The 21,918-nt window shown below is 74.0% G+C and carries 21 protein-coding genes and 1 riboswitch; of the genes, 6 read left to right on the top strand and 15 right to left on the bottom strand.

The window, feature by feature from the left end; translation table 11 throughout:
• Positions 1-129 precede the first annotated feature (129 nt).
• From ACF1ED_RS01440 to ACF1ED_RS01420, 5 genes are all read left to right on the top strand, one after another.
• The gene (locus ACF1ED_RS01440) at positions 130-1,089 is read left to right on the top strand and encodes an STM4015 family protein (RefSeq protein WP_391756328.1); all 960 of its coding nucleotides are present in this window, start codon (positions 130-132) and stop codon (positions 1,087-1,089) included.
• A complete protein-coding gene (locus ACF1ED_RS01435; RefSeq protein ID WP_391756326.1) occupies positions 1,086-2,273 on the top strand; it encodes an STM4014 family protein in 1,188 nt (395 codons plus the stop codon). Before ACF1ED_RS01440 ends, ACF1ED_RS01435 begins: the two co-directional genes overlap by 4 nt.
• A gap of 73 nt (positions 2,274-2,346) precedes the next feature.
• Positions 2,347-3,168: an STM4013/SEN3800 family hydrolase gene (locus tag ACF1ED_RS01430; protein ID WP_391756793.1), complete on the top strand. Its 822-nt coding sequence runs from the start codon at positions 2,347-2,349 to the stop codon at positions 3,166-3,168.
• A complete protein-coding gene (locus ACF1ED_RS01425; RefSeq protein ID WP_391756325.1) occupies positions 3,165-4,502 on the top strand; it encodes an STM4012 family radical SAM protein in 1,338 nt (445 codons plus the stop codon). Before ACF1ED_RS01430 ends, ACF1ED_RS01425 begins: the two co-directional genes overlap by 4 nt.
• Positions 4,503-4,511: 9 nt before the next feature.
• A complete protein-coding gene (locus tag ACF1ED_RS01420; RefSeq protein WP_391756324.1) occupies positions 4,512-5,375 on the top strand; it encodes an STM4011 family radical SAM protein in 864 nt (287 codons plus the stop codon).
• On the opposite strand, the gene ACF1ED_RS01415 is transcribed toward ACF1ED_RS01420, so the two are convergent.
• Positions 5,362-6,174, bottom strand: coding sequence for an SGNH/GDSL hydrolase family protein (locus ACF1ED_RS01415; RefSeq protein ID WP_391756323.1), 813 nt, complete (start codon positions 6,172-6,174; stop codon positions 5,362-5,364). The two genes, ACF1ED_RS01420 and ACF1ED_RS01415, sit on opposite strands and share 14 nt — an antisense overlap.
• Positions 6,175-6,333: 159 nt before the next feature.
• Positions 6,334-7,308 (bottom strand): peptidoglycan DD-metalloendopeptidase family protein, encoded by a 975-nt coding sequence (locus ACF1ED_RS01410; protein WP_391756321.1) that lies wholly within the window; start codon positions 7,306-7,308, stop codon positions 6,334-6,336.
• A gap of 4 nt (positions 7,309-7,312) precedes the next feature.
• A riboswitch (cyclic di-AMP (ydaO/yuaA leader) is annotated at positions 7,313-7,470 on the bottom strand.
• 391 nt (positions 7,471-7,861) lie between these two features.
• Between ACF1ED_RS01410 and ACF1ED_RS01405 the strand changes: the two genes are divergently transcribed.
• A complete protein-coding gene (locus tag ACF1ED_RS01405; RefSeq protein ID WP_391756320.1) occupies positions 7,862-8,683 on the top strand; it encodes a tyrosine-protein phosphatase in 822 nt (273 codons plus the stop codon).
• Between the two features lie 40 nt (positions 8,684-8,723).
• Here the strand turns inward: ACF1ED_RS01405 and ACF1ED_RS01400 are convergent, their stop codons facing one another.
• The 13 genes from ACF1ED_RS01400 to ACF1ED_RS01340 form a co-directional block, all read right to left on the bottom strand.
• Positions 8,724-8,897 carry a DUF6126 family protein gene (locus ACF1ED_RS01400; RefSeq protein ID WP_190225428.1) on the bottom strand — a complete coding sequence of 58 codons (174 nt, stop codon included), beginning with the start codon at positions 8,895-8,897 and terminating at the stop codon, positions 8,724-8,726.
• Between the two features lie 20 nt (positions 8,898-8,917).
• On the bottom strand, positions 8,918-9,547 hold the full coding sequence (locus ACF1ED_RS01395) for a helix-turn-helix domain-containing protein (RefSeq protein ID WP_391756319.1): 630 nt from the start codon (positions 9,545-9,547) through the stop codon (positions 8,918-8,920).
• 75 nt (positions 9,548-9,622) lie between these two features.
• The gene (locus ACF1ED_RS01390) at positions 9,623-11,008 is read right to left on the bottom strand and encodes an aspartate aminotransferase family protein (RefSeq protein WP_391756318.1); all 1,386 of its coding nucleotides are present in this window, start codon (positions 11,006-11,008) and stop codon (positions 9,623-9,625) included.
• A 10-nt stretch (positions 11,009-11,018) separates the two neighbouring features.
• On the bottom strand, positions 11,019-12,035 hold the full coding sequence (gene hpnH / locus ACF1ED_RS01385) for an adenosyl-hopene transferase HpnH (protein ID WP_391756317.1): 1,017 nt from the start codon (positions 12,033-12,035) through the stop codon (positions 11,019-11,021).
• A 7-nt stretch (positions 12,036-12,042) separates the two neighbouring features.
• Complete coding sequence (locus ACF1ED_RS01380) at positions 12,043-12,696, bottom strand: 1-hydroxy-2-methyl-2-butenyl 4-diphosphate reductase (protein WP_391756316.1); 654 nt, start codon at positions 12,694-12,696, stop codon at positions 12,043-12,045.
• Positions 12,696-14,693, bottom strand: a complete 1,998-nt coding sequence (gene shc / locus ACF1ED_RS01375) for a squalene--hopene cyclase (protein ID WP_391756315.1) — start codon at positions 14,691-14,693, stop codon at positions 12,696-12,698. The genes ACF1ED_RS01380 and shc overlap by 1 nt, the downstream gene beginning before the upstream one ends.
• A 108-nt stretch (positions 14,694-14,801) precedes the next feature.
• On the bottom strand, positions 14,802-15,902 hold the full coding sequence (locus tag ACF1ED_RS01370) for a polyprenyl synthetase family protein (protein ID WP_391756314.1): 1,101 nt from the start codon (positions 15,900-15,902) through the stop codon (positions 14,802-14,804).
• Positions 15,899-17,305, bottom strand: coding sequence for a hydroxysqualene dehydroxylase HpnE (hpnE, locus tag ACF1ED_RS01365; protein WP_391756313.1), 1,407 nt, complete (start codon positions 17,303-17,305; stop codon positions 15,899-15,901). Before hpnE ends, ACF1ED_RS01370 begins: the two co-directional genes overlap by 4 nt.
• On the bottom strand, positions 17,305-18,249 hold the full coding sequence (hpnD, locus tag ACF1ED_RS01360; protein WP_391756312.1) for a presqualene diphosphate synthase HpnD: 945 nt from the start codon (positions 18,247-18,249) through the stop codon (positions 17,305-17,307). Before hpnD ends, hpnE begins: the two co-directional genes overlap by 1 nt.
• Complete coding sequence (gene hpnC, locus ACF1ED_RS01355) at positions 18,246-19,133, bottom strand: squalene synthase HpnC (protein WP_391756311.1); 888 nt, start codon at positions 19,131-19,133, stop codon at positions 18,246-18,248. The genes hpnD and hpnC overlap by 4 nt, the downstream gene beginning before the upstream one ends.
• Before the next feature lie 306 nt (positions 19,134-19,439).
• The gene (locus ACF1ED_RS01350; RefSeq protein ID WP_391756310.1) at positions 19,440-20,075 is read right to left on the bottom strand and encodes a TetR/AcrR family transcriptional regulator; all 636 of its coding nucleotides are present in this window, start codon (positions 20,073-20,075) and stop codon (positions 19,440-19,442) included.
• A gap of 119 nt (positions 20,076-20,194) precedes the next feature.
• Positions 20,195-20,983, bottom strand: a complete 789-nt coding sequence (locus tag ACF1ED_RS01345; RefSeq protein ID WP_200427364.1) for an ABC transporter ATP-binding protein — start codon at positions 20,981-20,983, stop codon at positions 20,195-20,197.
• Positions 20,976-21,875: an ABC transporter permease gene (locus tag ACF1ED_RS01340; protein ID WP_391756792.1), complete on the bottom strand. Its 900-nt coding sequence runs from the start codon at positions 21,873-21,875 to the stop codon at positions 20,976-20,978. Before ACF1ED_RS01340 ends, ACF1ED_RS01345 begins: the two co-directional genes overlap by 8 nt.
• Positions 21,876-21,918: the final 43 nt, after the last annotated feature.

Genomic DNA, 21,918 nt, shown 5'->3' with positions numbered 1-21,918 from the left:
TAGAACTCTTGCCGTCGGTCCGTACACCGGCCGTACGGCCGCCCGCCGTCCGTCGCCTGTCGTCCGCCGACCGCCGTCCGTCGTCCTGTTGTCTTGTCGTCTTGTCGTCTTGTCGTCTGGAGCACCGTCATGACCATTGGGGCCCACCTGGAGGAGTTCCACGGCCTCCCCGTCTTCGACCTCCCGGACGCCGAGTCGCGCACCGGACTGCCCGACGCGGCGGCCGTGGCCTGGCGGCTGTCCAGCCCGACGTACCGCGACGCCGACGAGGAGAGCTGGGCGGCCGTCTTCGAGCGCTTCCTGAAGACCGTGGACACCGCCAGGGTCCGCGCGATCGTCGTGGGCGGCTGGGAGGACGCGTACGACACCTCCTCGGCCCCGGTCGTGACCGCGCTCATGGGGGCGAACAACCGGCTGACCTCCCTGGAGGCCGTCTTCCTCGGCGACATGACCTTCGAGGACTGCGAGATCTCCTGGATCGTCCAGTCCGACGTGACGCCGCTGCTCGCCGCCTACCCGGCGCTGCGGGAGCTCGGCGTGCGCGGCGGCACCGGACTCGCCTTCCCTTCGGTGCGCCACACCGGCCTTGAGACCCTGGTCGTGGAGGCCGGCGGGCTCGGCGCCGAGGTCGTGCGCGGCATCGCCGGCAGCGAGCTGCCCGCCCTGGAGCACCTCGAACTGTGGCTCGGGACGGACGAGTACGGCGGCGACTCCTCGCCCGAGGACCTGGCGCCGCTGCTCTCCGGCGAGGCCTTCCCCGCCCTGCGCAGCCTCGGCCTGTGCAACAGCGTGATCGAGGACCGGGTGGCCGCCGCCGTGGCGGGCGCCCCGGTCGTCGCCCGCCTCGACCGGCTCGACCTCAGCATGGGGGTGCTCACCGACGAGGGCGCCGCCGCGCTGCTCGACGGCCAGCCGCTGACCCACCTGCGGGAGCTGGACCTGGAGCACCACTACCTCTCGGGGGCCATGCGGGACCGGCTCACCGCCGCCCTCGCCCCGCACGGGGTGCGGGTCGTCCTGGACGACCCGCAGACCCCGGAGGACGACGGCGACGGGGACGTCTGGCGCTACGTCGCCATCGCCGAATGACCCCCGGCCCGCGCCTCGTCGTCGTCGGCGATCCGGCGGGGCGGCGCGTCGCGTTCTTCCAGGACGCGCTGCGCGCCGCCGGGCTGCCCGGGGCGCGGGCCGTCTCCTGGGCGGACGTCCTGCACGGCCGGGCCCGCTTCGCGGCGGGCGAGACCGTGCGGGTCGACTCGCCCGGGGAGGTGCCGGAGGTCGACCTGCTGCTGCGCGGCACCACCGATCCGGCCCGCGTGGAGGGCGGCCGGGTCTGGTACGAGCGGTTCACCGCCGCCCTGGCCGGGCTCGCCGCCGGGGCGGCGCGGGCCGGTGCCGTGCTGGTGGACGACCCCGGGGAGACGGCGGTCCTCTTCGACAAGCGGCTCACCCACGGCCGGCTCGCGGCCGCGGGTGTGCCGGTCCCGGCGTCGCCGACCTCGGGCCCCGGCGGGGCGCCGGTGCGGGGCTGGGACGACCTGGTGGCGCTGATGGCGGGGACCGGGCTGCGCCGGGTCTTCGTCAAGCCGGCCCACGGCTCCTCCGCCTCGGGGGTGCTCGCCGTGGAGACGGCCGGCGCGGGCCGGGTGCAGGCGGCCACCTCGGTCGAGCGGGACGGCGCCGGACGGCTCTTCAACTCGCTGCGGGTGCGCCGCTACACGGGCGAGCGGGAGGTCGGCGCCCTGGTCGACGCGCTCGCGCCGGACGGGCTGCACGTGGAGCGCTGGCTGCCGAAGGCGGTCCAGGGCGGCCGGGCGGCCGACCTGCGGGTGGTGGTGACCGGCGGGCGCGCCACGCACGCGGTCGTCCGCACCAGCCGCTCGCCGCTGACCAATCTGCACCTCGGCGGCGCCCGGGGCGACCTCGCCGCCGCGCGGACCGCGATCGCCGCCGCCGGGAGCCGCTGGGAGGACGCCCTCGCCGTGTGCGAGCGGGCGGCGGCGGCCTTCCCCGGCACCCGCTGCGTCGGGGTGGACCTGCTGCCGGGCGCCGGCTGGCGCCGCTTCGCGGTCGGCGAGGTCAACGCCTTCGGGGACCTGCTGCCCGGACTCACCGGCCTGGCGGGCAGCGGCGCCGAGGGCCTGGACACGTACGGCGCCCAGGTCGCCGACCTGCTGCGCGCCCCGCCCGCACCCGCTCCCCTCCCGGCGGGAACAGCCGCCCCGGTGACCGGCGCCACCGGAACGCGCACCACGGGAACAGCCGGCCGGTGACCCGCGCCACCGGAACCCGCACCACAGGAACACGCACCACAGGAACGAGCACCCCTCCGTGAACCAGCCCGACATGAACACGGTCGTCGGCAGCCACGACCTGCTCCTGGTCACCCTCGACACCCTCCGGTACGACGTGGCCGCCGAGCTGGCCGCCGCCGGCCGCATACCGAACCTGGCCCGCCACCTCCCGGACGGCCGCTGGGAGCGGCGGCACGCCCCCGGCAGCTTCACCTACGCCTCCCACCAGGCGATCTTCGCGGGCTTCCTGCCGACGCCGGCCGCGCCGGGGCCGCACCCGCGGCTGTTCGCCGCCCGGTTCGCGGGCAGCGAGACCACCGCGGACGGCACCTACGTGTACGACGCCCCCGACCTGGTGTCGGCGCTCGCCGCCGACGGCTACCGGACGGTGTGCGTGGGCGGTGTCGGCTTCTTCAACAAGCAGGCGCCCCTGGGGTCGGTGCTGCCCGGGCTCTTCCAGGAGAGCCACTGGGAGCCGTCGTTCGGGGTGGCCTCGCCGACCTCCTTCGAGGCACAGGTGGCGCGGGCCGAGGAGGTGGTGGCCGGGCTCCCGGCGGACCGCCGGCTCTTCCTCTTCGTGAACGTGTCCGCCCTGCACCAGCCCAACTGGTTCCACACTCCGGGCGCGAGCCGCGAGACCGGGGACACCCGCGCCACCCACGCGGCGGCCCTGGAGTACGTGGACCGGCACATCGGGCGCCTCTTCGCGGCGATGAGCAGCCGCCGGCGCTGCTTCGCGATCGTCTGCTCGGACCACGGCACGGCGTACGGCGACGACGGCTTCACGGGCCACCGGCTCGGCCACGAGGTGGTGTGGACGGTGCCGTACGCGCAGTTCACCCTGGCCGGCCCCGCCGAAGGAGCCGTCGCGTGACCGGCGCCCCGCTCCCCCGCCCGTACGGCTCGTACGTATACGCCTACCCGCACAAGACGGCCTACCGCCCGCTGCCGGACCGGCCGGAGCTGGCCGCGCTCTGGGCGGACGAGCCGAGGGACGCCCTCTCGCTCTACGCCCACATCCCGTTCTGCGAGGTCCGCTGCGGCTTCTGCAACCTCTTCACCCGGATCGGCGCCCCGGACGAGCTGACGACCCGCTACCTCGACGCGCTCGACCGGCAGGCCGTGGCCGTCCGGGAGGCGCTGGGCGACGCGGCGCCGGTGCGGTTCGCGGCGGCGGCCTTCGGCGGCGGCACCCCGACCTTCCTCACCGCCGCCGAACTGGAGCGGCTCTGCGACATCGCGGAGCACCGCATGGGCGCGGACCTGCGGGCGGTGCCGCTGTCCGTCGAGACCTCGCCGTCCACTGCCACCGCCGACCGCCTCGCGGTGCTGGCCGGGCGGGGCGCGACCCGGCTCAGCATCGGGGTGCAGAGCTTCGTGGACGCCGAGGCGCGGGCGGCGGTCCGGCCGCAGCGCCGGGCGGACGTGGAGGCGGCCCTCGGCCGGATCCGGGACGCGGGCGTGCCGGTGCTCAACATCGACCTCATCTACGGCATCGACGGGCAGACCGAGGAGTCCTGGCGGTACTCGCTGGACGCGGCGCTCGCCTGGCGACCCGAGGAGCTGTACCTGTACCCGCTGTACGTGCGGCCGCTGACCGGGCTCGGCCGCTCGGGCCCCGCCGAGTCGGACCGGGAGTGGGACGCGCGGCGGCTGCGGCTCTACCGGCTCGGCCGGGACCACCTCCTCGCGGCGGGGTACGAGCAGGTGTCGATGCGGATGTTCCGGCGGCCCGGCGCGGCGCCGGCCGGTCCGGACGACCACGCCTGCCAGACGGACGGCATGATCGGCCTGGGCTGCGGCGCCCGCTCCTACACGGCCGCGCTGCACTACTCCTTCGACTACGCGGTCGACATGCGGGAGATCCGGTCGATCATCGACGCCTACACGGAGACCCGGGACTTCTCCCGGGCCGAGGTGGGCCGGTGGGTGGACGGGGCGGAGGCGCGCCGCCGTCACCTCCTCCAGTCGCTGCTCCAGGCGGGGGGCATGGAGCTCGCCGGGTACGAGAAGCGGTTCGGGTCCTCGGTCCACGAGGACTTCGGGACGGAGCTCGACCGGTTCGCGGAGCGGGGCTGGCTGGACGGGGCCGCGCCGGACGGGCTGCTCAGGCTGTCGGCGGAGGGGCTCGCGCACTCGGACGGGCTCGGCCCCGAGCTGTTCTCCCCGGACGTGCGGGCCGCGATGGCCGCGTACGAGCCGAAGTAGGGGCGGACCGTGGACCTGACGCTGCTGTACCGGGGGCCGCTCGCCTCCTGCGACTACGACTGCCCGTACTGCCCCTTCGCCAAGCGCCGGGACTCCCCGGAGACGCTGCGCGCGGACCGGGCGGCGCTGGAGCGGTTCACCGGCTGGGCGGCCGGGCAGACCGGGGACCGGCTGCGGATCCTCTTCACCCCCTGGGGCGAGGGCCTGGTCCGCTCCTGGTACCGGCGGGCCATGGTGGAGCTGTCGCGGCTGCCGCACGTGGAGCGGGTGGCGATCCAGACCAACCTGAGCTGCCGGACCTCGTGGCTGGACGGGGCGGACCTCGGGTCGCTGGCCCTGTGGTGCACGTACCACCCGGGCCAGACTCCGTACGACCGCTTCCTCGGCAAGGCGCTCGACCTGGCGGCCCGGGGCGTCCGGTTCAGCGTGGGCGTGGTGGGGCTCCCCGAACACCACGGGGAGGCGCTGCGGCTGCGGGCCGCGCTGCCGGACCACGTCTACCTGTGGGTGAACGCCGCCGAGGGGCACGCGTACACCGACGCGGAGGCGGCGGCGTGGACCGGCCTCGATCCGCTCTTCCCCTACAGCCGCCGGCCGCACCGGTCGGCGGGGCTGCCCTGCCGGACCGGCGAGTCGGTGGTGTCGGTGGACGGCGAGGGGACGGTGCGGCGCTGCCACTTCGTCCGGGCCGAGCTGGGCAACCTGTACGACGGCTCGTACCGTGCCGCGCTGCGGCCCCGGGCCTGCCCCCTCGCCGTCTGCGACTGCCACATCGGCTACGTCCACCTGGAGTCGCTGCCGCTGTACGACGTCTTCGCCGGCGGGGTCCTGGAGCGGATCCCCGCCGGCCGGACGGACGCTACAGGGGCATGAGGTCGGGGCGCTTGGCCTCGACGTGGTCGCCGGAGCTCTCGCCGCGCAGCCGCCGCCCGATCCACGGCACCAGGTACTCGCGCGCCCAGTGGATGTCGTCGCGGCGGACCTCCAGCGGGCCCCGGGCGGGCAGCGGGGGCCACGCCTGGTCCGGGTCGGCCGGCACCGGCAGGCCGAGGACCTGGGCGGCGCGCAGCGCGACCCGGGTGTGGCCCTCGGGCGAGAGGTGCAGCCGGTCGTCGTCCCAGGCGCGCCGGTCCTGGACCGACCGCAGCGACCACAGGTCGAGGACCGGGCAGTCGTAGCGGTCGGCGATGGCGCGGACGTGGGCCGTGTAGGTGGCGATCTTGCCGCGCAGGTGCTTGAGCACGGGCACGTCACGGGTGTCGAAGCCGGTGGTCACCATGACGGTGCCGACGGCGGAGGTGAGGTCCCGCACGGCCCGCTCGAAGCGCTCGGCGACGTCGTCGGGGTCGGTGCCGGGGCGGATGATGTCGTTGCCGCCCGCGCAGAAGGTGACCAGGTCGGGGGCGAGCTCCTTCGCCCGGGGGACCTGCTCGGCCACGATCTGGTCGAGGAGGCGGCCGCGGACCGCCAGGTTGGCGTAGCGGAACTCCTCGGGGTCCGGCAGCTGGTCGGCGAGGAGCACCGCGAAGCGGTCCGCCCAGCCGACGTAGGTCCCGTCGGGTCCCGGGTCTCCGACGCCCTCGGTGAAGCTGTCACCGATCGCCGCGTACGACCCGAATCCCCCGACCGCCCCGAACACGTTCTCGTCTGTTGCTCTCGAATCGTCTGCCACGAAAGCACATCCTTCCTTTTCGGATGTGACCTACGCGACCGTAAGGAAGGGTTGACGGCAGGTGACATATGCCACCGATAAAGAATTTGCCAAGCCGGAATAGGGCGAAGGCCCGGCACCAGGGTGCCGGGCCTTCGGACGGCCGTGGGGCCGGACGGGTCAGATCGAGACGCCGTGCTGGCGCAGGTAGGCCAGCGGGTCGATGTCCGCGCCGTAGCTCGGCGAGGTGCGGATCTCGAAGTGCAGGTGCGGGCCGGTCGAGTTGCCGGTGGAGCCGGAGAGGCCGATCTGCTGGCCGCCGCTCACCGACTGGCCGGCGGAGACGGCCAGGGAGGAGAGGTGGGCGTACTGCGAGTAGTTGCCGTCGGCGTGCTTGATGACGACCTCGTTGCCGTAGGCGCCGCTCCAGCCGGCGGAGACGACCGTGCCGGCGCCGACGGCGCGGACGGTGGTGCCGGAGGAGGCGATGAAGTCGGCACCGGTGTGGTAGCCGGAGGACCACATGGAGCCGGAGGCGCGGTACGGCGTGGAGACGCCGCCGGAGACCGGGGCGACCCAGCCGGAGGAGGCGGCCTGCGCGGAGGAGCCGGAGGACTGGGCGGCGGCCGGGGCGGCGGCGCGCTCGGTGGAGCGCGAGGCGCGGGTCTGCTCGCCGGCGGGCGCGGCCTTCTTCGTGACCTTCGCCTTGGCCTTGGGAGCGGCCTGCGCGGGGGCGGCGGCCTTGGGGGCGGCGGCCTTGGCGGTGTTCTTGCCGCCGAGGGTGAGCTTCATGCCCGGGAGGATGAGCGAGGGGTCCTCGCCCACGACCCTGCGGTTGTCGGCGTAGAGCTTCTGCCAGCCGCCGTCGACGCCGTGGTCGGCGGCGATCTTGGACAGGTAGTCGCCGGCGACGACGGAGTACGTCGTCGGGGTGGCGGCCCGCGCGGCCGGCGCGGCGGCGGCCTGGGCCCGGACCTGCGCGGCGGCGGTCACCACGGCGCCGGAGGCGGCGGCCGGGGCGGCCTGCTCGGCGGCGTGGGCGCCGGTGGCGCCGATGAGCGGCAGGGCGACGACCGCGCCGCCGGTGCCGGCGGCGACGAGGCCACGGGTGAGGAGGGTGGACTTCTTGCGGCGGTGCTTACCGTTCGCGGGCATGGCGAATTCCTCTCCGGCGCCTGCGAGGTGAGCTGTCGGGTTCGGACTGGAGATGTCCGGCCGCGCGTCCACGCGGCTTCACCCCTAGCCGTCCTGCGTCGCGGGACCGGCGTACTTCCCTGGGTCCCCCGCTCCTGCCACGTCGGGATGGGATCGAATTCCGGGCGGTGGCAGGACTAGGCGGTCCGACCGGATTGACGGCGACGCTAGACGAGCGGGGTCGGCGCGAACAAGCCGCGGAATTCCCCGGGCATTCCGGGGCGATCTTCGGGCCCGGAATTCCGGTCACCCTCCGTCGATGACGATCCCTCGAATCCCTTTTCAGGGAGGGTGGTTGGACCGGGCGGTCGGGCACGATCCGTCACCTCTATGACCCTGCTCACGCACGGAATCCCATCTCCCCCTCAACCAGGGCGCCTTACGCCAAGTCACACGAATACGGACAGATCGCCCATTACCGGCCAGGGGGGTGCGCCGCGCCCCGCGCGCCGGGATGATTGCGGGGGGAACCGACCTCGTCCCGGTCCCCCGACACCTACCCCCAGGAGCATCCGTGACGCAGCAGTTGCCGCAGGTCCAGCCCCTCGAACCCGGCGAGCCCGAGCTCGCGGAGGTCCGCAACTTCCGGGACGTGGGCGGCCTGCCGACCACCGACGGGCGGACCGTCCGGCCCGGCGCCCTCTTCCGCAGCGGCCACCTCGCCGACGCCACCGAGTCCGACGCGGCCTTCCTCGCCGGCCTCGGCCTGCACACCATCTTCGACTTCCGCAACGCCGCGGACGCCAAGGTGGAGGGGCCGGACGTCGAGCTCCCGGGCGTACGGAACGTGAACATACCCCTGAGCGACCCGGCCGACGGCAAGGAGTTCTGGCGGATGGTCCGCGAGGGCGACCTCGACACGCTGCGGGGCCTGCTGGGCGACGGCAGGGCGGCGGAGCGGATGACCTCCTCGTACCGCCGGATGGTCGTGGAGCGGACCGCCGAGCACAGCCGGGTCCTGCACTCGCTGGCCGGGGAGTCCGTCCCCGCCCTGATGCACTGCGCGGCCGGCAAGGACCGCGCCGGGCTCTCGATCGCGATCACCCTGCTCGCGCTGGGCGTGGAGCGCGCGGCCATCGAGGCGGACTACGTGAAGTCCGACGCCCCCCACCGCCGCTACAAGGTGCGCCGCAGCCCCACCGCCCGGGACGCGATGACGCCCGAGGTGATGGAGCTGCTGAGCCCGCTCTTCGACGCGCGGGTGGAGTACCTGCGGGCCGCCTTCGAGACGATCGACGCGACCTGGGGCTCCGTCGACGCCTACCTCTCGGAGGGGCTGAAGCTGGCGCCCGGGACCCGCGAGCGGCTGCGGGAGCGGTTCCTCACCGAGGCGTGAGCCCGCGCGCCCCGGCCGCCGCCGGTCCCGGCCGCGGCGGCTACTGGTTCTGGCCGCCGAGCATGAAGAGCAGGTAGAGGAAACCGGCGAAGAGGTGACCGGCGATCAGGTAGGCGAAGAGGCGGAGCACCAGCCCCTTGGGGAACTTCCCCTCGCCGCGCTCTTCGCCGGTGACCGCTGCGGACTTCACGGACTTGACTGACTTCTCGGACATCTCGGCCAACCCTTCGGGGCTCAGCGGGGGTGCGGGGCGCCGCCGCCCAGGCACAGTTCGGCGGCGGGGCTCTGCAGGAGCGTGTGGACGAACAGCACCTCGGCGCCGGCGCGGCCGGCCGCGCCGATCCGGTGCGGGGTGAGCGAGTCGAAGTGCGCGCTGTCGCCGGGGTCGAGGAGGTGCACGGTCTCGCCGAGGGCGAGCCGGACCTGTCCTTCGAGGACGTGCAGCCACTCCTCGCCGGGGTGGACGCGCACGATGTCGGCCCGGGTGGCGTACGGCACGTGGACGCGCAGGCACTGCATGGCCCGGCCGGCGCCGCCGGCCTGCCGGTAGACCCAGCCGTCGGCCTCGACCGGATCGGAGCGGCCGGCCCGGATCACCGGGTCGCGTTCGGGCGGGGCCTCCCCGAGCAGCTCGGCGACCGTCGTACCGTAGATACGGGCGAGGGCCAGCAGCATCGGCAGCGAGGGCTGCCGGTTGCCGGTCTCCAGGCGCGAGAGGTGCGCCGGGGAGAGTCCGGCCCGCTGGGCGGCCGCCTCCAGGGTGAGCCCCCGGCGCCGGCGCAGGGCCCGCAGCTGCGGGGCGACGTCCGGCATGGCGTCGGGAGCGGCGGTTTCCGGGGCGGAGCCCCGGGGGACGTGGTCCATGGGTCCATTCCGCCAGGAACGTGCCTCTGGGGCAAGTTTCTTGCCCCAGAGGCAAAAACCGCGGCGGGCGGCGGCTCAGCGCTGCGCGACCGCCTGCTTGACCAGCGTCTTCCCGAAGTCCCAGAGCAGCCCGCCCCCGCCGTGGGCGTCCTCCATGACCGCCGTGAAGGCGGTGACGAAGCGGTCCACGTCCGCCTCGTCGATCACCAGCGGCGGGATCAGCTTGATCACCTCCAGGTGGTCCCCGGAGACCTGGGTGAGGATCCGGTGCCGCTGGAGCAGCGGGACCACCACCATCTGGGCGAAGAGCCCCTTGCGGGCCGTCTGGAGCATCGCCCACCGCCCGCGCAGCCCCAGCGAGCTCGGCCGGCCGAACTCGATGCCGATCATCAGCCCCCGGCCGCGGACCGCGTGCAGCAGCTCGTAGCGGGGCACCAGCTCCTCCAGGCGCCCCTTCAGGAGCCCGCCGACCCGCCGCACGTGCGCGACGGTCCCCTCGGACTCCATCACCGACAGCACCGCGAGCCCCGCCGCCATCGCCTGGGCGTTGGCGCCGAAGCTGGCCGAGTGGACCAGGACCCGGTCCATGGACGAGTAGACCTTCTTGAAGATCCAGTCCTTGCCGAGGGTGGCGCCGACCGGCACGTAGCCGCCGGAGAGCGCCTTCGCCACGCACACCAGGTCCGGCTCGACGCCCTCCTCGTGCTGGTGGGCGTAGAAGTCGCCGGTCCGGCCGAGGCCGGTCTGCACCTCGTCGGCGATCAGCAGCGCCCCGTGCCGGTGCAGCAGCTCCTGCGCGGCGGCGAGGAAGCCGGGCGGCGCCTCCTGCACGCCCTTGCCCTGGATCGGTTCGACCACGAAGGCGGCCACGTCGCCCTTGCGGAGCTCGCGCTCCAGGGCGTCGAGGTCGCCGAGCGCGATCGGCGTGTCCGGCAGCAGCGGGTCGAAGCCCGCCCGGAAGCCCTGCTCGCCGTTGACGGAGAGGGCGCCGGTGGTGAGCCCGTGGAAGGCGTGGTCGCAGTAGACGACCCTGGGCCGGCCGGTGGCGTACCGGGCGAACTTCAGGGCGGTCTCGACGGCCTCGGTGCCGCTGTTGCCGAAGAAGACCCGGTCGAGGTGGGGGCTGTGGGCCAGCAGCCGCTCGGCGAGGAGTCCGGGCAGCGGCGGGCAGTCGAAGCGGGTGAGGTCGGGGAGGTCCGCGTCGAGGACGTCGTGCAGGGCCCGGCGGACGACGGGGTGGTGCCGGCCGAGGCCCATGACGCCGAAGCCGGCGAGCATGTCGAGGTGGTCGTTGCCCTCGGCGTCCCAGAAGTGGGCGCCCTCGGCCCGCTCGTAGAGCTTGTCGAAGCCGATGGTGTGCAGCATCCGCGGCAGCTGCGGGTTGAGGTACCGGGCGTGCAGCCCGTACCGCTCCCCGCCGCGCTCGGCGAGCAGCGCCCGCAGGTCGAAGCCCTCGGTCATGGCCCGCCCCTCAGCTCCCCGAGACGGTCTCGCGGACCGCCCGCAGCGACTCCTTGAGCGAGCCCATGGTGGCGAGCACGGCGGTGGGTTCGTAGCCGCAGTGCGCCATGCAGTTGGCGCAGCGCGGGTCCTTGCCGCGGCCGTACTTGTCCCAGTCGGTCTCCTCGACGAGTTCGCGGTAGGTGGGGACGTAGCCGTCGCTCATCAGATAGCAGGGGCGCTGCCACCCGAAGAGGGAGTAGTTGGGGATCGCCCAGGCGGTGCAGGGGAAGTCGGCCTTCCCTTCGAGGAAGTCGAGGAAGAGCGGCGAGTGGTTGAGCCGCCAGCGGCGCCGGTTGCCGCCCGCGAATGCCTTCCTGAAGAGTTCCCTGGTCTGTTCGACGCCCAGGAAGTGTTCCTGGTCGGGGGCCTTCTCGTAGGCGTAGGCGGGCGAGATCATCATCTCGTCGACCTGGAGGTCGTCGTTGAGGAAATTGAGCACCTCGATGATGGTCTGCGGGGTGTCGGTGTTGAAGAAGGTCGAATTGGTGGTGACCCGGAATCCGCGCCGCTTGGCCTCCTTGATCGCCGCCACGGCCTCGTCGAACACGCCCTCCTTCGCCACCGATTCGTCGTGGCGTTCGCGCAGTCCGTCGATGTGGACGGCGAAGGCGAAATAGGGGGACGGGGTGAAATCCGCGAGCTTCTTGCGGAGCAGCATCGCGTTGGTGCAGAGGAAGACGTATTTCCGGCGGGCGACCAGCTGGCGCACGATCTCGTGGATCTGGGGGTGCATCAGGGGTTCGCCGCCCGCGATGGAGACCATCGGGGCGCCGGACTCCAGGACGGCGCCGACCGCCTGGGCGACCGGCATGCGCTGCTTGAGGACGCCGGCGGGGTGCTGGATCTTGCCGCAGCCCTCGCACTTGAGGTTGCAGGCGTAGAGCGGCTCCAGCTCGACGATGAGGGGGAACTTGTCCCGCTTGCGGAGCTTCTGTTCGAAGAGATAGGTCCCGACCCGGACGGACTGACGGAGCGGCATGGCCATGACCGGCTCACCTCCTGGGGAGCAGCAGAGAACGGTGCCATTCGAAGAAAGCGGGAAGGACGGCACGAAGGACGCGGAAGGCCGATATTCCCCCGCGTACGGTGCCGATGCGGACGAGTTCGTGTTCGGGGGCGTCCACGACCACCCGTACGGCCGCAAGCGGGCGGGGTCCGGCCGCCCGTGCGGTACGGAGGGTGGCGGCGGACTCCATGTCGACGGCGATCGCCCCGCCGGCGGCCAGCGCGGCCCGCTCGGGGCCCCGCACCACGTGGTCGGAGCCGGTCAGCGGGCCGGTGTGCACGGTCCGGCCGGGCACCGCCCTGGCCAGCGCCTCGACGAGGAGCCCGGCTCCGTCGCAGGCGGTCGCGCCGTCGGGACCACGGGTCTCCTCGGCGACGACCAGGTCGCCGGGGTGCATGCCGGGGGCGAGTCCGGCGCAGAAGCCGGAGGCGATGACGGCGGCGCCGCCCCAGCCCTCGCGGGCCAGCGCCCGGGCCACCCCGCGGGTCGCGTGGGCGGGCCCCATGCCGGTGCGGACCACCCGGACCGGTCCCGGGGCCGCGCCGCGCTCGCCGCCGCGCAGGGCGAGGCGTTCGATGCCGAGGGCGCAGGCGACGAGGAGCGGGGGCGCGGACTCCCCCGGCGGGCGGTCGCGGTCCATCACGGTCTCCGGCCGGGGACGGGCTCGCCGTGCACGTACCGGCCGAGCGCGGTGAGCGGGAAGACCTGCCGGTAGAGGTGGTAGTTGATGGAGAAGTCCCAGGGGAAGCCGGTGCCGGTGAAGTACGGCTCGTCCCAGGAGCCGTCCTCGCGCTGGGTCTCCACCAGCCAGGCCACGCCCCGCCGGGCGGTCTCGGAGTCGCGTTCCCCGGCGGCGATGAGCGCGATGAGGGCCCAGGCGGTCTGCGAGGCGGTGGAGGTGCCCCGGCCGATCCAGGAGCGGTCGTCGTAGGAGCGGAGGTCCTCGCCCCAGCCGCCGTCCGGGTTCTGCGCGGCGGCGAGCCAGGCGACGGCGCGGCGGATCGCCGGGTGGGCGGTGGGGAGCCCGGCGGCGGTGAGGGCGGGGACCACCGACCCGGTGCCGTAGACGTAGTTGACGCCCCAGCGGCCGAACCAGGCGCCGTTCGGGTCCTGTTCGGCGAGGAGCCAGTCGATGCCGCGCAGGGTGCGCGGATCGCGGGCCCTGCCCTCGTGGGCGAGCATCTCGACGACGTGGGCGGTGACGTCGGCGGAGGGCGGGTCGATGACCTCACCGAAGTCACAGAAGGGCAGTTTGTTGGGCAAAACGCCCGTGTTGTCGGCGTCGAAGGCGGCCCAGGCGCCGTTGCCGGACTGCATGCCGACGGTCCAGCGGGCGGCGCGGGCGACGGCCGCCTCGACCCGGGCGGGGTCGGGGTGGCGGACCCGGCGCAGGGCGAGGATCACCTCGGCGGTGTCGTCGATGTCCGGGTAGTTGTCGTTGTGGAACTCGAAGGCCCAGCCGCCGGGCGGGAGTCCGGGCCGGCGGACCGCCCAGTCGCCGGCCTTGGTGATCTCCTCGTCGAGCATCCAGTCCACGGCCCTCACCAGCGCCGGGTGGTCGGCGGGCAGGCCGCCGTCGGCCAGGGCGATGGTGGCGAGGCAGGTGTCCCAGACGGGCGACTGGCAGGCCTCGACCATGCGGACCGGGCCCTCGGGCTCCTCGCGCCAGACGGCGAAGCGGTCCAGGGACTCCAGGCCGGCCCGCATGACCGGGTGCTCCAGGTCGTAGCCGAGGAGGTGGAGGGCGATGACCGAGTAGACGGCGGGCGGCTGGATGCCGCCCCAGCAGCCGTCGTTCTCCTGGCGTTCGACGATCCAGCGGGCGGCGCTGTTCATGGCCGCCCGGCGCAGCCCGCGCGGGGCGAAGCGGTGGTAGACGTGCAGCGCCTGGTCGAGGCGCTGGAAGACGCCGTCCCAGCCGGTGAGCGGGGCGAGCGGGCGCTTGGGCGCCGGGCGGTCGGGGTCGGTGTGCAGCTCGTCGAGGGGGAAGGGCGCGGGGCGCACCGGGCGCTTCGCGGAGACGACGGTGAGCGGCACGATGGTCTGCCGGGCCCAGCAGCCGAAGTCGTAGATGTTCAGCGGGAACCACTTCGGCAGGAAGATCAGCTCGGGCGGCAGCTCGGGCAGGTCCTCCCAGCGCCACCAGCCGAAGAGGGCCAGCCAGATGCGGGTGAAGACCCGGGCGGAGGCGATCCCGCCGCCGGCCCGGACCCAGGCGGCGGCCCGGGCCATGTGCGGGGCCTCGGGCCGGTCCCCGGCGAGCCGGAGCGCGACGTAGGCCTCGACGGTGGCGGAGAGGTCGCCGGGGCCGCCGTAGAAGGTGGGCCAGGTGCCGTCCTCGTACTGCCGGCTCCGGATGTGCCGGGCGGCGGCGGCGAGGGTGTCCGGGTCGAGGATGCCGAGGAACTGGCGGAGCAGGAGGTCCTCGGCGTCCATGGTGACGTTGGTCTCCAGGTCGCCCTTCCACCAGCCCTCGGGGGCCTGGCGGGCGAGGAGGTGGTCGGCGGCCCGGCGGGTGGCGCGGGCGGCGGCCTCGTCGAGGCGGGTGGGGACGGTCGTGGTGTGCTGCGGAGTGGTGCTGGCCGCGGGCGCGAGGGGGCCGAGAGCCCCGGCGTTTCCGTCGGTCGTCGCTGTCATGGCTTCCCCTTCGTGGCAGTCGGTTCCTTCTGCTCCTGCGGGTCTGCCGTCGGCCGGTGCCGGGTGGCACCGGCCGGCGACTGCGCACTCATATCTGGCTGTGGATGATCATTTCTTCCGTACGACGACGAAGTCGGCGAGGGCGATCAGCTGGTCGCGCACCCGGGCGGGCATGTCGACCTCGTGCAGGGCACGGAGTGCTTTTCCGTGCTGGCGACGGGCCTCCTCGGCGGTCCACTCACGGCCGCCGGCCTCCTCGATGAGGGCGGCGCGGTAGGCGAAGTCCTCCTCGGAGAAGGAGTCGAAGGCGGTGGACTTGGCGTCCTCGGCGAGCAGCCGGCCGAGCCGCTCGGAGGCCTCCCCGCCGGCCGCGAGGGCGGCGACGACCGGCAGCGACTTCTTCCGCTGCCGCAGGTCGCTCCAGGTCTGCTTGCCGGTGGCGTCCGGGTCGCCCCAGATGCCGAGGAGGTCGTCGACGGCCTGGAAGGCGAGGCCGAGGTGGTAGCCGTACTCCTCCAGCTTGTCGGCGGTGCGGTCGTCGGCGCCGCCGAGGACGGCGCCGATGGAGACGGCGCAGGCGAGGAGGGCGCCGGTCTTGTTGCCCTCCATCTCCAGGCACTCCTCGACGGTGACCCGCTCGCGGTGCTCGTAGGAGATGTCCTGGGCCTGGCCGTCGATCAGCTTGCGGTTGGCGGTCGTCAGCCGGCGGGTGGCCCGGCCGGCCTCGACGGTGCCGAGCTCCAGGAGGAGTTCGTTGGCGAGGGCGGAGAGCGCGTCGCCGACCAGGATCGCCTGGGCGGGTCCGAACACCTTCCACACGGTGTCCCGGTGGCGGCGCTGCTCGTCGCCGTCCATCAGGTCGTCGTGGAGCAGCGAGAAGTTGTGCACGAGCTCGACGGCGACGGCGCCGGGGACGCCGACCTCGGGCGGGGCGCCGGCGGCCTCGGCGGAGAGCAGGGCGAGCGCGGGACGCACGGCCTTTCCGCTGTCGGCGTCGGTGGGGTTGCCCTCGGCGTCGATCCAGCCGAAGTGGTAGGCGGCGACGGTGTCCATGGGCGGTGCGAGCCGGCCGACGGCCGCCCGCATGACAGGGGTGGACAGGGTCCGGCCCCTCTCCAGCAGGGCGGTCACGTCCGCGGTGTCGACGGCCGGGGTCCCCGGGGGCACGGTCGGCACGGTCTCTCCTCTGGTTCCTGTGATCACACTCATGCCGCCTCCTGCAGCGGATGGTCGTGGCGGCGGCCGAAGGCGGAGAGCGCCGCGCCGGCGGCGCTGAAGCCGCTTCGGACGGCACCCTCCATGGTCGCGGGCCAGCCGGTGGCGGTCCAGGCGCCGGCCAGATAGAGGCCGGGCGCACGGGTGCGGGCGCCGGGGCGCAGGCGCCCCACTCCCGGTGTGGGGGCGAAGGTGGCGGTCCGCTCGCGGGTGACGAAGAAGTCGCGGACCACGGCGCCTCGGGCGGCGGGCAACAGCCGCTCCAGCTCCGGGAGGTAGCGCTCGCGGAGCGCGGCGACGGGTTCGTCGATCTCGTCCTGGGCGGCGGACTGCGAGACGGCCAGGTACTGTCCGCCGCCGGTGAGCCCGGAGGAGGCGGTGCGGTCGAAGACCCACTGGACCGGGGAGCCGAGGGCGGTGAAGAAGGGCCGCCTGAGCACCTTGCGGTCGTAGACGACGTGCAGGTCGAGGATGGGCGCGGTGCCGATGTCGAGGAGCCGGTCGGCGTCGTCGAGCGCGCCCTCGGGGAGCAGGCCGTGGGTCTCGGTCTGCGGCACGGCGAGGACGACGGCGTCGGCGTCGAGGGTCTCGCCGGGCACCTCGACGGTCCAGCGGCCGTCGTCGGCGCGGGAGATCCGCTCGGCCTTGGTGCGCAGCAGGGTCCGTACGCCGAGCCCGTCGAGGACCTTGCCGGCGAGGGTGTCGTGGAGGTGGCCGAGCGGCACGTGGGCCCAGCCGATGTCGGCGGCGCCGGGGTCGGTGAGCAGCCCGGTCTTGAAGACCATGGCGGCGAGCCCCATGGAGGCGTCCGGGGCGGGGGCGTTGAGGGTGGGGATGCCGACCAGGTCCCACAGGGCCTCGATGGCGCGGGGGGACTGGCCGTGCCGGCCGAGCCAGGTGGCGAAGTCGACGCCGTCGAGGGCCGGGTCGGCGGGGTCGAGCTTCTTGAGGGCGAGGGCGGCGCGGCCGACGGAGGCCCGCTCGGCGAGGGAGAGGTGGGGGTACGTGGCGAGGCTGCGGGCCAGGTGGAAGGGGACCGGCAGCGGGTCGCGGCGGATCCGGCCGAGGCGGGGGCCGCGGGGGTGGGCGACGTCGAGGACGGGCACGTCGAGCCGGTCCTGGAGGGGGGCGAGGCGGGCGCCGTCGACGCGGTCGAGGAACCAGCGGTAGGCGGTGCAGCAGCGCAGGTAGACGTGCTGGCCGTTGTCGACGGTGAGGTCGCCGCGCCGGAAGGAGAAGGCGAGGCCGCCGAGCCGGGGCCGTCCTTCGAGGAGCGTGACGGCGACACCGGCGTCGGCGAGCTGGAGCGCGGCGGTGATCCCGGCGAGCCCGCCCCCGACGACGACGGCGCTCGGGCGCGCCCCGCCGGGGCCCTCGTGGGTGCCGGCGGGGGGCATCAGCCCTGCCTCCTGACGGTGTGGCGGGCGATGTGGCGGGCGTCGAGGCCGGAGAGGCCGCGGACGGCGACGTACGCCTTCTCGGGGCCGGGGAGCGAGACCCGGCCGCGGAGCACGGCCCCGGGGTCGCGCTCGATGCGGTCGAGGAGCCTGCGGTAGATGCCGGCCATGGCGGCGACGCAGGCGCCGCTGCGCCGGTCGAGCATCGGCAGCAGGCGGTAGCCCTCGGCGAAGAGGGCGCGGGCCCGGCGGACCTCGAAGTGGACGAGGCCGGCGAAGTCGGCGCCGGGCGCGGGGACGGCCGAGCCGAAGCCGTCCTGGCAGCCGAAGCGGGCGAGGTCCTCGGCGGGCAGGTAGGTGCGGCCGTTGCCGGCGTCCTCGCGGACGTCCCGGAGGATGTTGGTGAGCTGGAGCGCGAGGCCGAGGGTGTCGGCGTACTCGGCGGCCCGGTCGGCCCCGGCCGCGCCGGGCTGGGTGCCGAAGACGCCGAGGGAGAGCCGGCCGATGGCGCCGGCGACGCAGCGGCAGTAGACCTTGAGGTCGTCCCAGGTGCGGTAGGTGGCGCCGCGGACGTCCATGAGGACGCCGTCGATCAGCTCGTCGAGCCCTTCGAGGGGGATCGGGAAGCGGCGGGCGGAGTCGGCGAGGGCGACCGCGACGGGGTCGGTGTCGTCCTCGGCGACGTCGCCCTTGCGCACCCGGTCGAGCAGGGCCCGGGTGGTCTCCAGGCGCTCGTGCTTCTCCTCGGGGGCGAGGGTGCCGTCGCCGATGTCGTCGACCCGCCGGGAGAAGGCGTACAGGGCCGACATGGCCTGCCGCTTGTCGGCGGGCAGGAGGCGGATCCCGTAGGCGAAGTTGCGGGCCTGCTGTCCGGTGACGGCCTCGCAGTAGCTGTACGCGGCCTGGACCGGCGCGGACGGCCGGGTCAGTTCCTCCACGGTCACGTTCCCCCCTCTCGGCGCGCTCGGAGCAGGACCGCTCCCGCCTGGCGCGTCAGGCTCGGCTTGGTGGGCTTCGGCGGTCCGGCGAGGACGTCGAAGCCGGCGGCGGCGATGGCGTCGAGCGCCGCGAGTCCGCCGGCGGTGAAGCCGGCGAGGAGCAGGCGCAGGCGGCCGTGGACGCTGCCGACGAGCGGCAGGCCGGCGTGCAGCAGGGCGCGGGCGCGCTCGGCCTGGAAGGCGACGAGGGAGCGCACGGCGGCGCCGGCGGTGGGCCGGGCGAGCTCCTCCTCGGTGACGTGGAAGCGCTTGAGGTCCTCGGCGGGGAGGTAGATCCGGTCGCGGCCGAGGTCCTCGGCGACGTCCTGGAGGTGCTCGACGATCTGGAGGGCGGTGCAGATCTCGTCGGAGCGGCGGATCCGCTCGGGGGTGGCGGTGCCGGTGATGCCGAGGACGAGCCGGCCGACGGGGTTGGCGGAGAGCTCGCAGTAGGCGAGGAGGTCGTCGTACGTCTCGTACCGGCTGACCAGCTGGTCCTGGCGGTTGGCCTGGATCAGGCCGAGGAACGGGCCGGGGGTGAGGGCGCGGCGCCGGACGGTGGGCTGGAGGGCGCGCAGCAGCGGGTGGCGGGGGGTGCCGTCGAAGACCCGGTGGAGGTCCTCCTCCAGGGCGTCGAGGAGGGGGAGCGGGCCGGCGCCGGTGCCGAGGCCGAGGGCGTCGGCGCCGCCGGGGGCGAGGTCGCCGTCGCCGATGTCGTCGACGAGGCGGGCGTATCCGTAGACGGCCATGAGGTCGTCGCGCCAGTCACGGGGCAGGAAGAAGGGGGCCACGGGGAAGTTCTCGTCCGCGGCCTTGCCGAGTGTGGTGCGCGAGGGATCGTCGGCGCGCACGTGCCGGGGAGCCGTCACCGGGCGGCGCCCGGCGCGGGGACGGCGACACCCACGTGAAGCTGGAGATTCTGCGTCATGGCCGTCATATCTCCCGTTCTACACTGCCGATCCAATCCATCCTATTTCGGACACGCCGCCGCGCACGGAGCACGCGCCCGCCGGGCACTTCCGGGGGCGCTGTGGGCGGTGTTGATCAGACCGGTACAGCTTACGTTGTACGAGGGATGTCGCCATTCGGGGGGTCTGCTGCTGGGGCGCGCCGCCCGGGCGGGGCTGACCAGTGGCGATGCGGGGACCGGCGGAGGGTCACCGGGGGCGGGCTCCGGAGACGACCATGGCGAGGGTGGTCTCGACGACGTCGTCGCGCCGCCGGGCGGGGAGCCGGCGCAGCGGGCCTTCGAGGAGGAGCAGCGAGAGGCCGTGCACGGCCGACCAGGCGGCGGCGCCGGCGGCGGACCGCCGGCCGCCGGTCCGGTCCAGCGCCTCCAGGCTCTCCCTCAGGAGGGTGAAGGCCCGGATCTCGGGCTCCGGGGGCACCGGGGCGCCGGCGGGCGGCTCCCCGGCGGCGGGGCGGACGGTGCCGAAGGCGGCGCGGTAGAGGCCGGGGTGGTCGACGGCGAAGCCGACGTAGCCGCGGCAGAGGGCGGCGAGCCGGCGCTCGGCGGCGAGCGCCGGGTCGTCGGCGCCGGGCTCGCGGGCGGCGGCCCGCTCCATGGCCTCGGCGAGCCGGGTCCGGGCGTGGGCGCGGACGGTGCGGAGCAGCTCGCCGCGTCCGTCGAAGTGCCGGTAGGCGGCGGTGGGCGAGACGCCCACGCGGCGGGCCGCCTCGCGCAGGACGACCCTCTCGGGGCCGCCTTCGGTGGCGAGGTCGACGGCCGCGCAGATCAGGGCGTTGCGCAGGTCGCCGTGGTGGTAGTTCTTTCCGCCCGAGATCCCTGCCATGGGCTCATCCTGCCCGATGTTGACCGCATGAACATTCCAGGCGGGGGACCGACCGGCGAAAACCGGAAGCGCCCCCGCCGGAACGGCGGGGGCGCTTCGCGCGGGGTGCGGCGCGGAACTCAGCGGGCGGTCTCGCGCTCGTACGCCTTGAGGACCTCGTCGGTCGGGCCGTCCATCAGGAGCTGGCCCTTCTCCAGCCAGAGCACCCGGTCGCAGGTGTCCCGGATGGACTTGTTGCTGTGGCTGACCAGGAAGACCGTGCCGGCCTCCTTGCGCAGCTCGCGGATGCGCGCCTCGGAGCGGATCTGGAACTTGCGGTCACCGGTGGCGAGCGCCTCGTCGATGAGGAGCACGTCGTGGTTCTTGGCGGCGGCGATGGCGAAGCGGAGCCGGGCGCCCATGCCGGAGGAGTAGGTCCGCATGGGCAGGCTGATGAAGTCGCCCTTGTCGTTGATCCCGGAGAAGTCGACGATGTCCTGATACCGCGTCTGGACCTCCTCGCGGCTCATGCCCATGGCGAGGCCGCCGAGGATGACGTTGCGCTCGCCGGTGAGGTCGTTCATCAGGGCCGCGTTGACGCCGAGGAGCGAGGGCTGGCCGTCGGTGTAGACCTTGCCGCTCTCGGTGGGGAGCAGGCCCGCGATGGCGCGCAGCAGGGTGGACTTGCCCGAGCCGTTGGTGCCGATCAGGCCGATGGCCTCGCCGCGGTAGGCGGTGAAGGTGACGCCGCGGACGGCGTGCACCTTGCGCACGCCCCGGGTGACCTCGGCCTTGCCCTTGCCGACGATCCGGCTGAGGGCCGCCGTGGCGCTGCCCTTGCCGCCGCCGCCGGCGTTGACCCGGTAGACGATGTGGACGTCGTCGCAGATGACGGTGGGCGCCAGCGGGTTCTGGGAGGTGTCAGCCACGTCCGTACCTCTCCTCGGCCTTCCAGAAGTAGACGAAGCCGCCGATGCCGAAGAGCAGCGCCCAGCCGAGGGCGGTGGCCCAGACGTGGGAGGGCAGGTTCGAGGCGGCGTAGTCGTCGATGAGCGCGAAGCGGACGAGGTCCATGTAGACCGCCGCCGGGTTGTACATGAGGATGTCCGCGATCCAGGCCGGCTTGTCCTCCAGCATCACCGGGATCGAGAACATGACGCCCGAGGCGTACAGCCAGGTCCGCATGACGAAGGGCATCAGCTGGGCGAGGTCGGGGGTCTTGGAGCCCATCCGGGCCATGATCATCGCCAGGCCGACGTTGAACACGAACTGGAGGAAGAGCGCCGGGACCACCAGCAGCCAGCTGAGCGAGGGGTAGCTGCCGAAGGCGATCGCGACCGCGGCGAGCACGATCATCGAGAAGAGCAGCTGCTGGAGCTGCTGGAGCGAGAAGCTGATCGGGAGGGTGGCGCGCGGGAAGTGCAGGGCCCGGACGAGGCCGAGGTTCCCGGAGATCGCGCGGACGCCCGCCATGACCGAGTTCTGGGTGAAGGTGAAGACGAAGATGCCGGTCACGAGGAAGGGGATGTAGACCTCCTTGCTCATGCCGCGGCCCGCGCCCAGGATCAGCCCGAAGATCAGGTAGTAGACCAGGGCGTTGAGCAGCGGGGTCGCCACCTGCCAGACCTGGCCGAGCTTGGCCTGGCTGTACTGGGCGGTCAGCTTCGCCGAGGAGAACGCCAGGATGAAGTGGCGTCGGCTCCACAGCTCGCGGACGTACTCGAACAGTCCGGGCCGGGCGCCGCTGACCGACAGGCCGTACTTGGCGGCGAGGTCGCCCGGGGCCAGGCCCTCGTCGACGGAGGACGGGGGCGCGCTCATCGCGACCGCCCCGCCCTGGTGAATGTCACTCACAGTCGAAACT

Origin of the sequence: Streptomyces sp. NPDC014656 (genome assembly GCF_043084305.1) — a bacterium.
Classification (GTDB): domain Bacteria; phylum Actinomycetota; class Actinomycetes; order Streptomycetales; family Streptomycetaceae; genus Streptomyces.
Note: the sequence above shows the minus strand (reverse complement) of the source record. Positions and strands in the feature narration are given on the sequence as shown.

Bases quoted from the DNA above. Each gene is read 5' to 3' on its own strand.
- ACF1ED_RS01440 (WP_391756328.1), top strand. From the start codon at position 130: ATGACCATTGGGGCCCACCTGGAGGAGTTCCACGGCCTCCCCGTCTTC.
- ACF1ED_RS01435 (WP_391756326.1), top strand. From the start codon at position 1,086: ATGACCCCCGGCCCGCGCCTCGTCGTCGTCGGCGATCCGGCGGGGCGG.
- ACF1ED_RS01430 (WP_391756793.1), top strand. From the start codon at position 2,347: ATGAACACGGTCGTCGGCAGCCACGACCTGCTCCTGGTCACCCTCGAC.
- ACF1ED_RS01410 (WP_391756321.1), bottom strand. From the start codon at position 7,308: ATGCCCGCGAACGGTAAGCACCGCCGCAAGAAGTCCACCCTCCTCACC.
- ACF1ED_RS01400 (WP_190225428.1), bottom strand. From the start codon at position 8,897: ATGTCCGAGAAGTCAGTCAAGTCCGTGAAGTCCGCAGCGGTCACCGGC.
- ACF1ED_RS01395 (WP_391756319.1), bottom strand. From the start codon at position 9,547: ATGGACCACGTCCCCCGGGGCTCCGCCCCGGAAACCGCCGCTCCCGAC.
- ACF1ED_RS01390 (WP_391756318.1), bottom strand. From the start codon at position 11,008: ATGACCGAGGGCTTCGACCTGCGGGCGCTGCTCGCCGAGCGCGGCGGG.
- hpnH (WP_391756317.1), bottom strand. From the start codon at position 12,035: ATGGCCATGCCGCTCCGTCAGTCCGTCCGGGTCGGGACCTATCTCTTC.
- ACF1ED_RS01380 (WP_391756316.1), bottom strand. From the start codon at position 12,696: ATGGACCGCGACCGCCCGCCGGGGGAGTCCGCGCCCCCGCTCCTCGTC.
- shc (WP_391756315.1), bottom strand. From the start codon at position 14,693: ATGACAGCGACGACCGACGGAAACGCCGGGGCTCTCGGCCCCCTCGCG.
- ACF1ED_RS01370 (WP_391756314.1), bottom strand. From the start codon at position 15,902: ATGAGTGTGATCACAGGAACCAGAGGAGAGACCGTGCCGACCGTGCCC.
- hpnE (WP_391756313.1), bottom strand. From the start codon at position 17,305: ATGCCCCCCGCCGGCACCCACGAGGGCCCCGGCGGGGCGCGCCCGAGC.
- ACF1ED_RS01350 (WP_391756310.1), bottom strand. From the start codon at position 20,075: ATGGCAGGGATCTCGGGCGGAAAGAACTACCACCACGGCGACCTGCGC.
- ACF1ED_RS01340 (WP_391756792.1), bottom strand. From the start codon at position 21,875: ATGAGCGCGCCCCCGTCCTCCGTCGACGAGGGCCTGGCCCCGGGCGAC.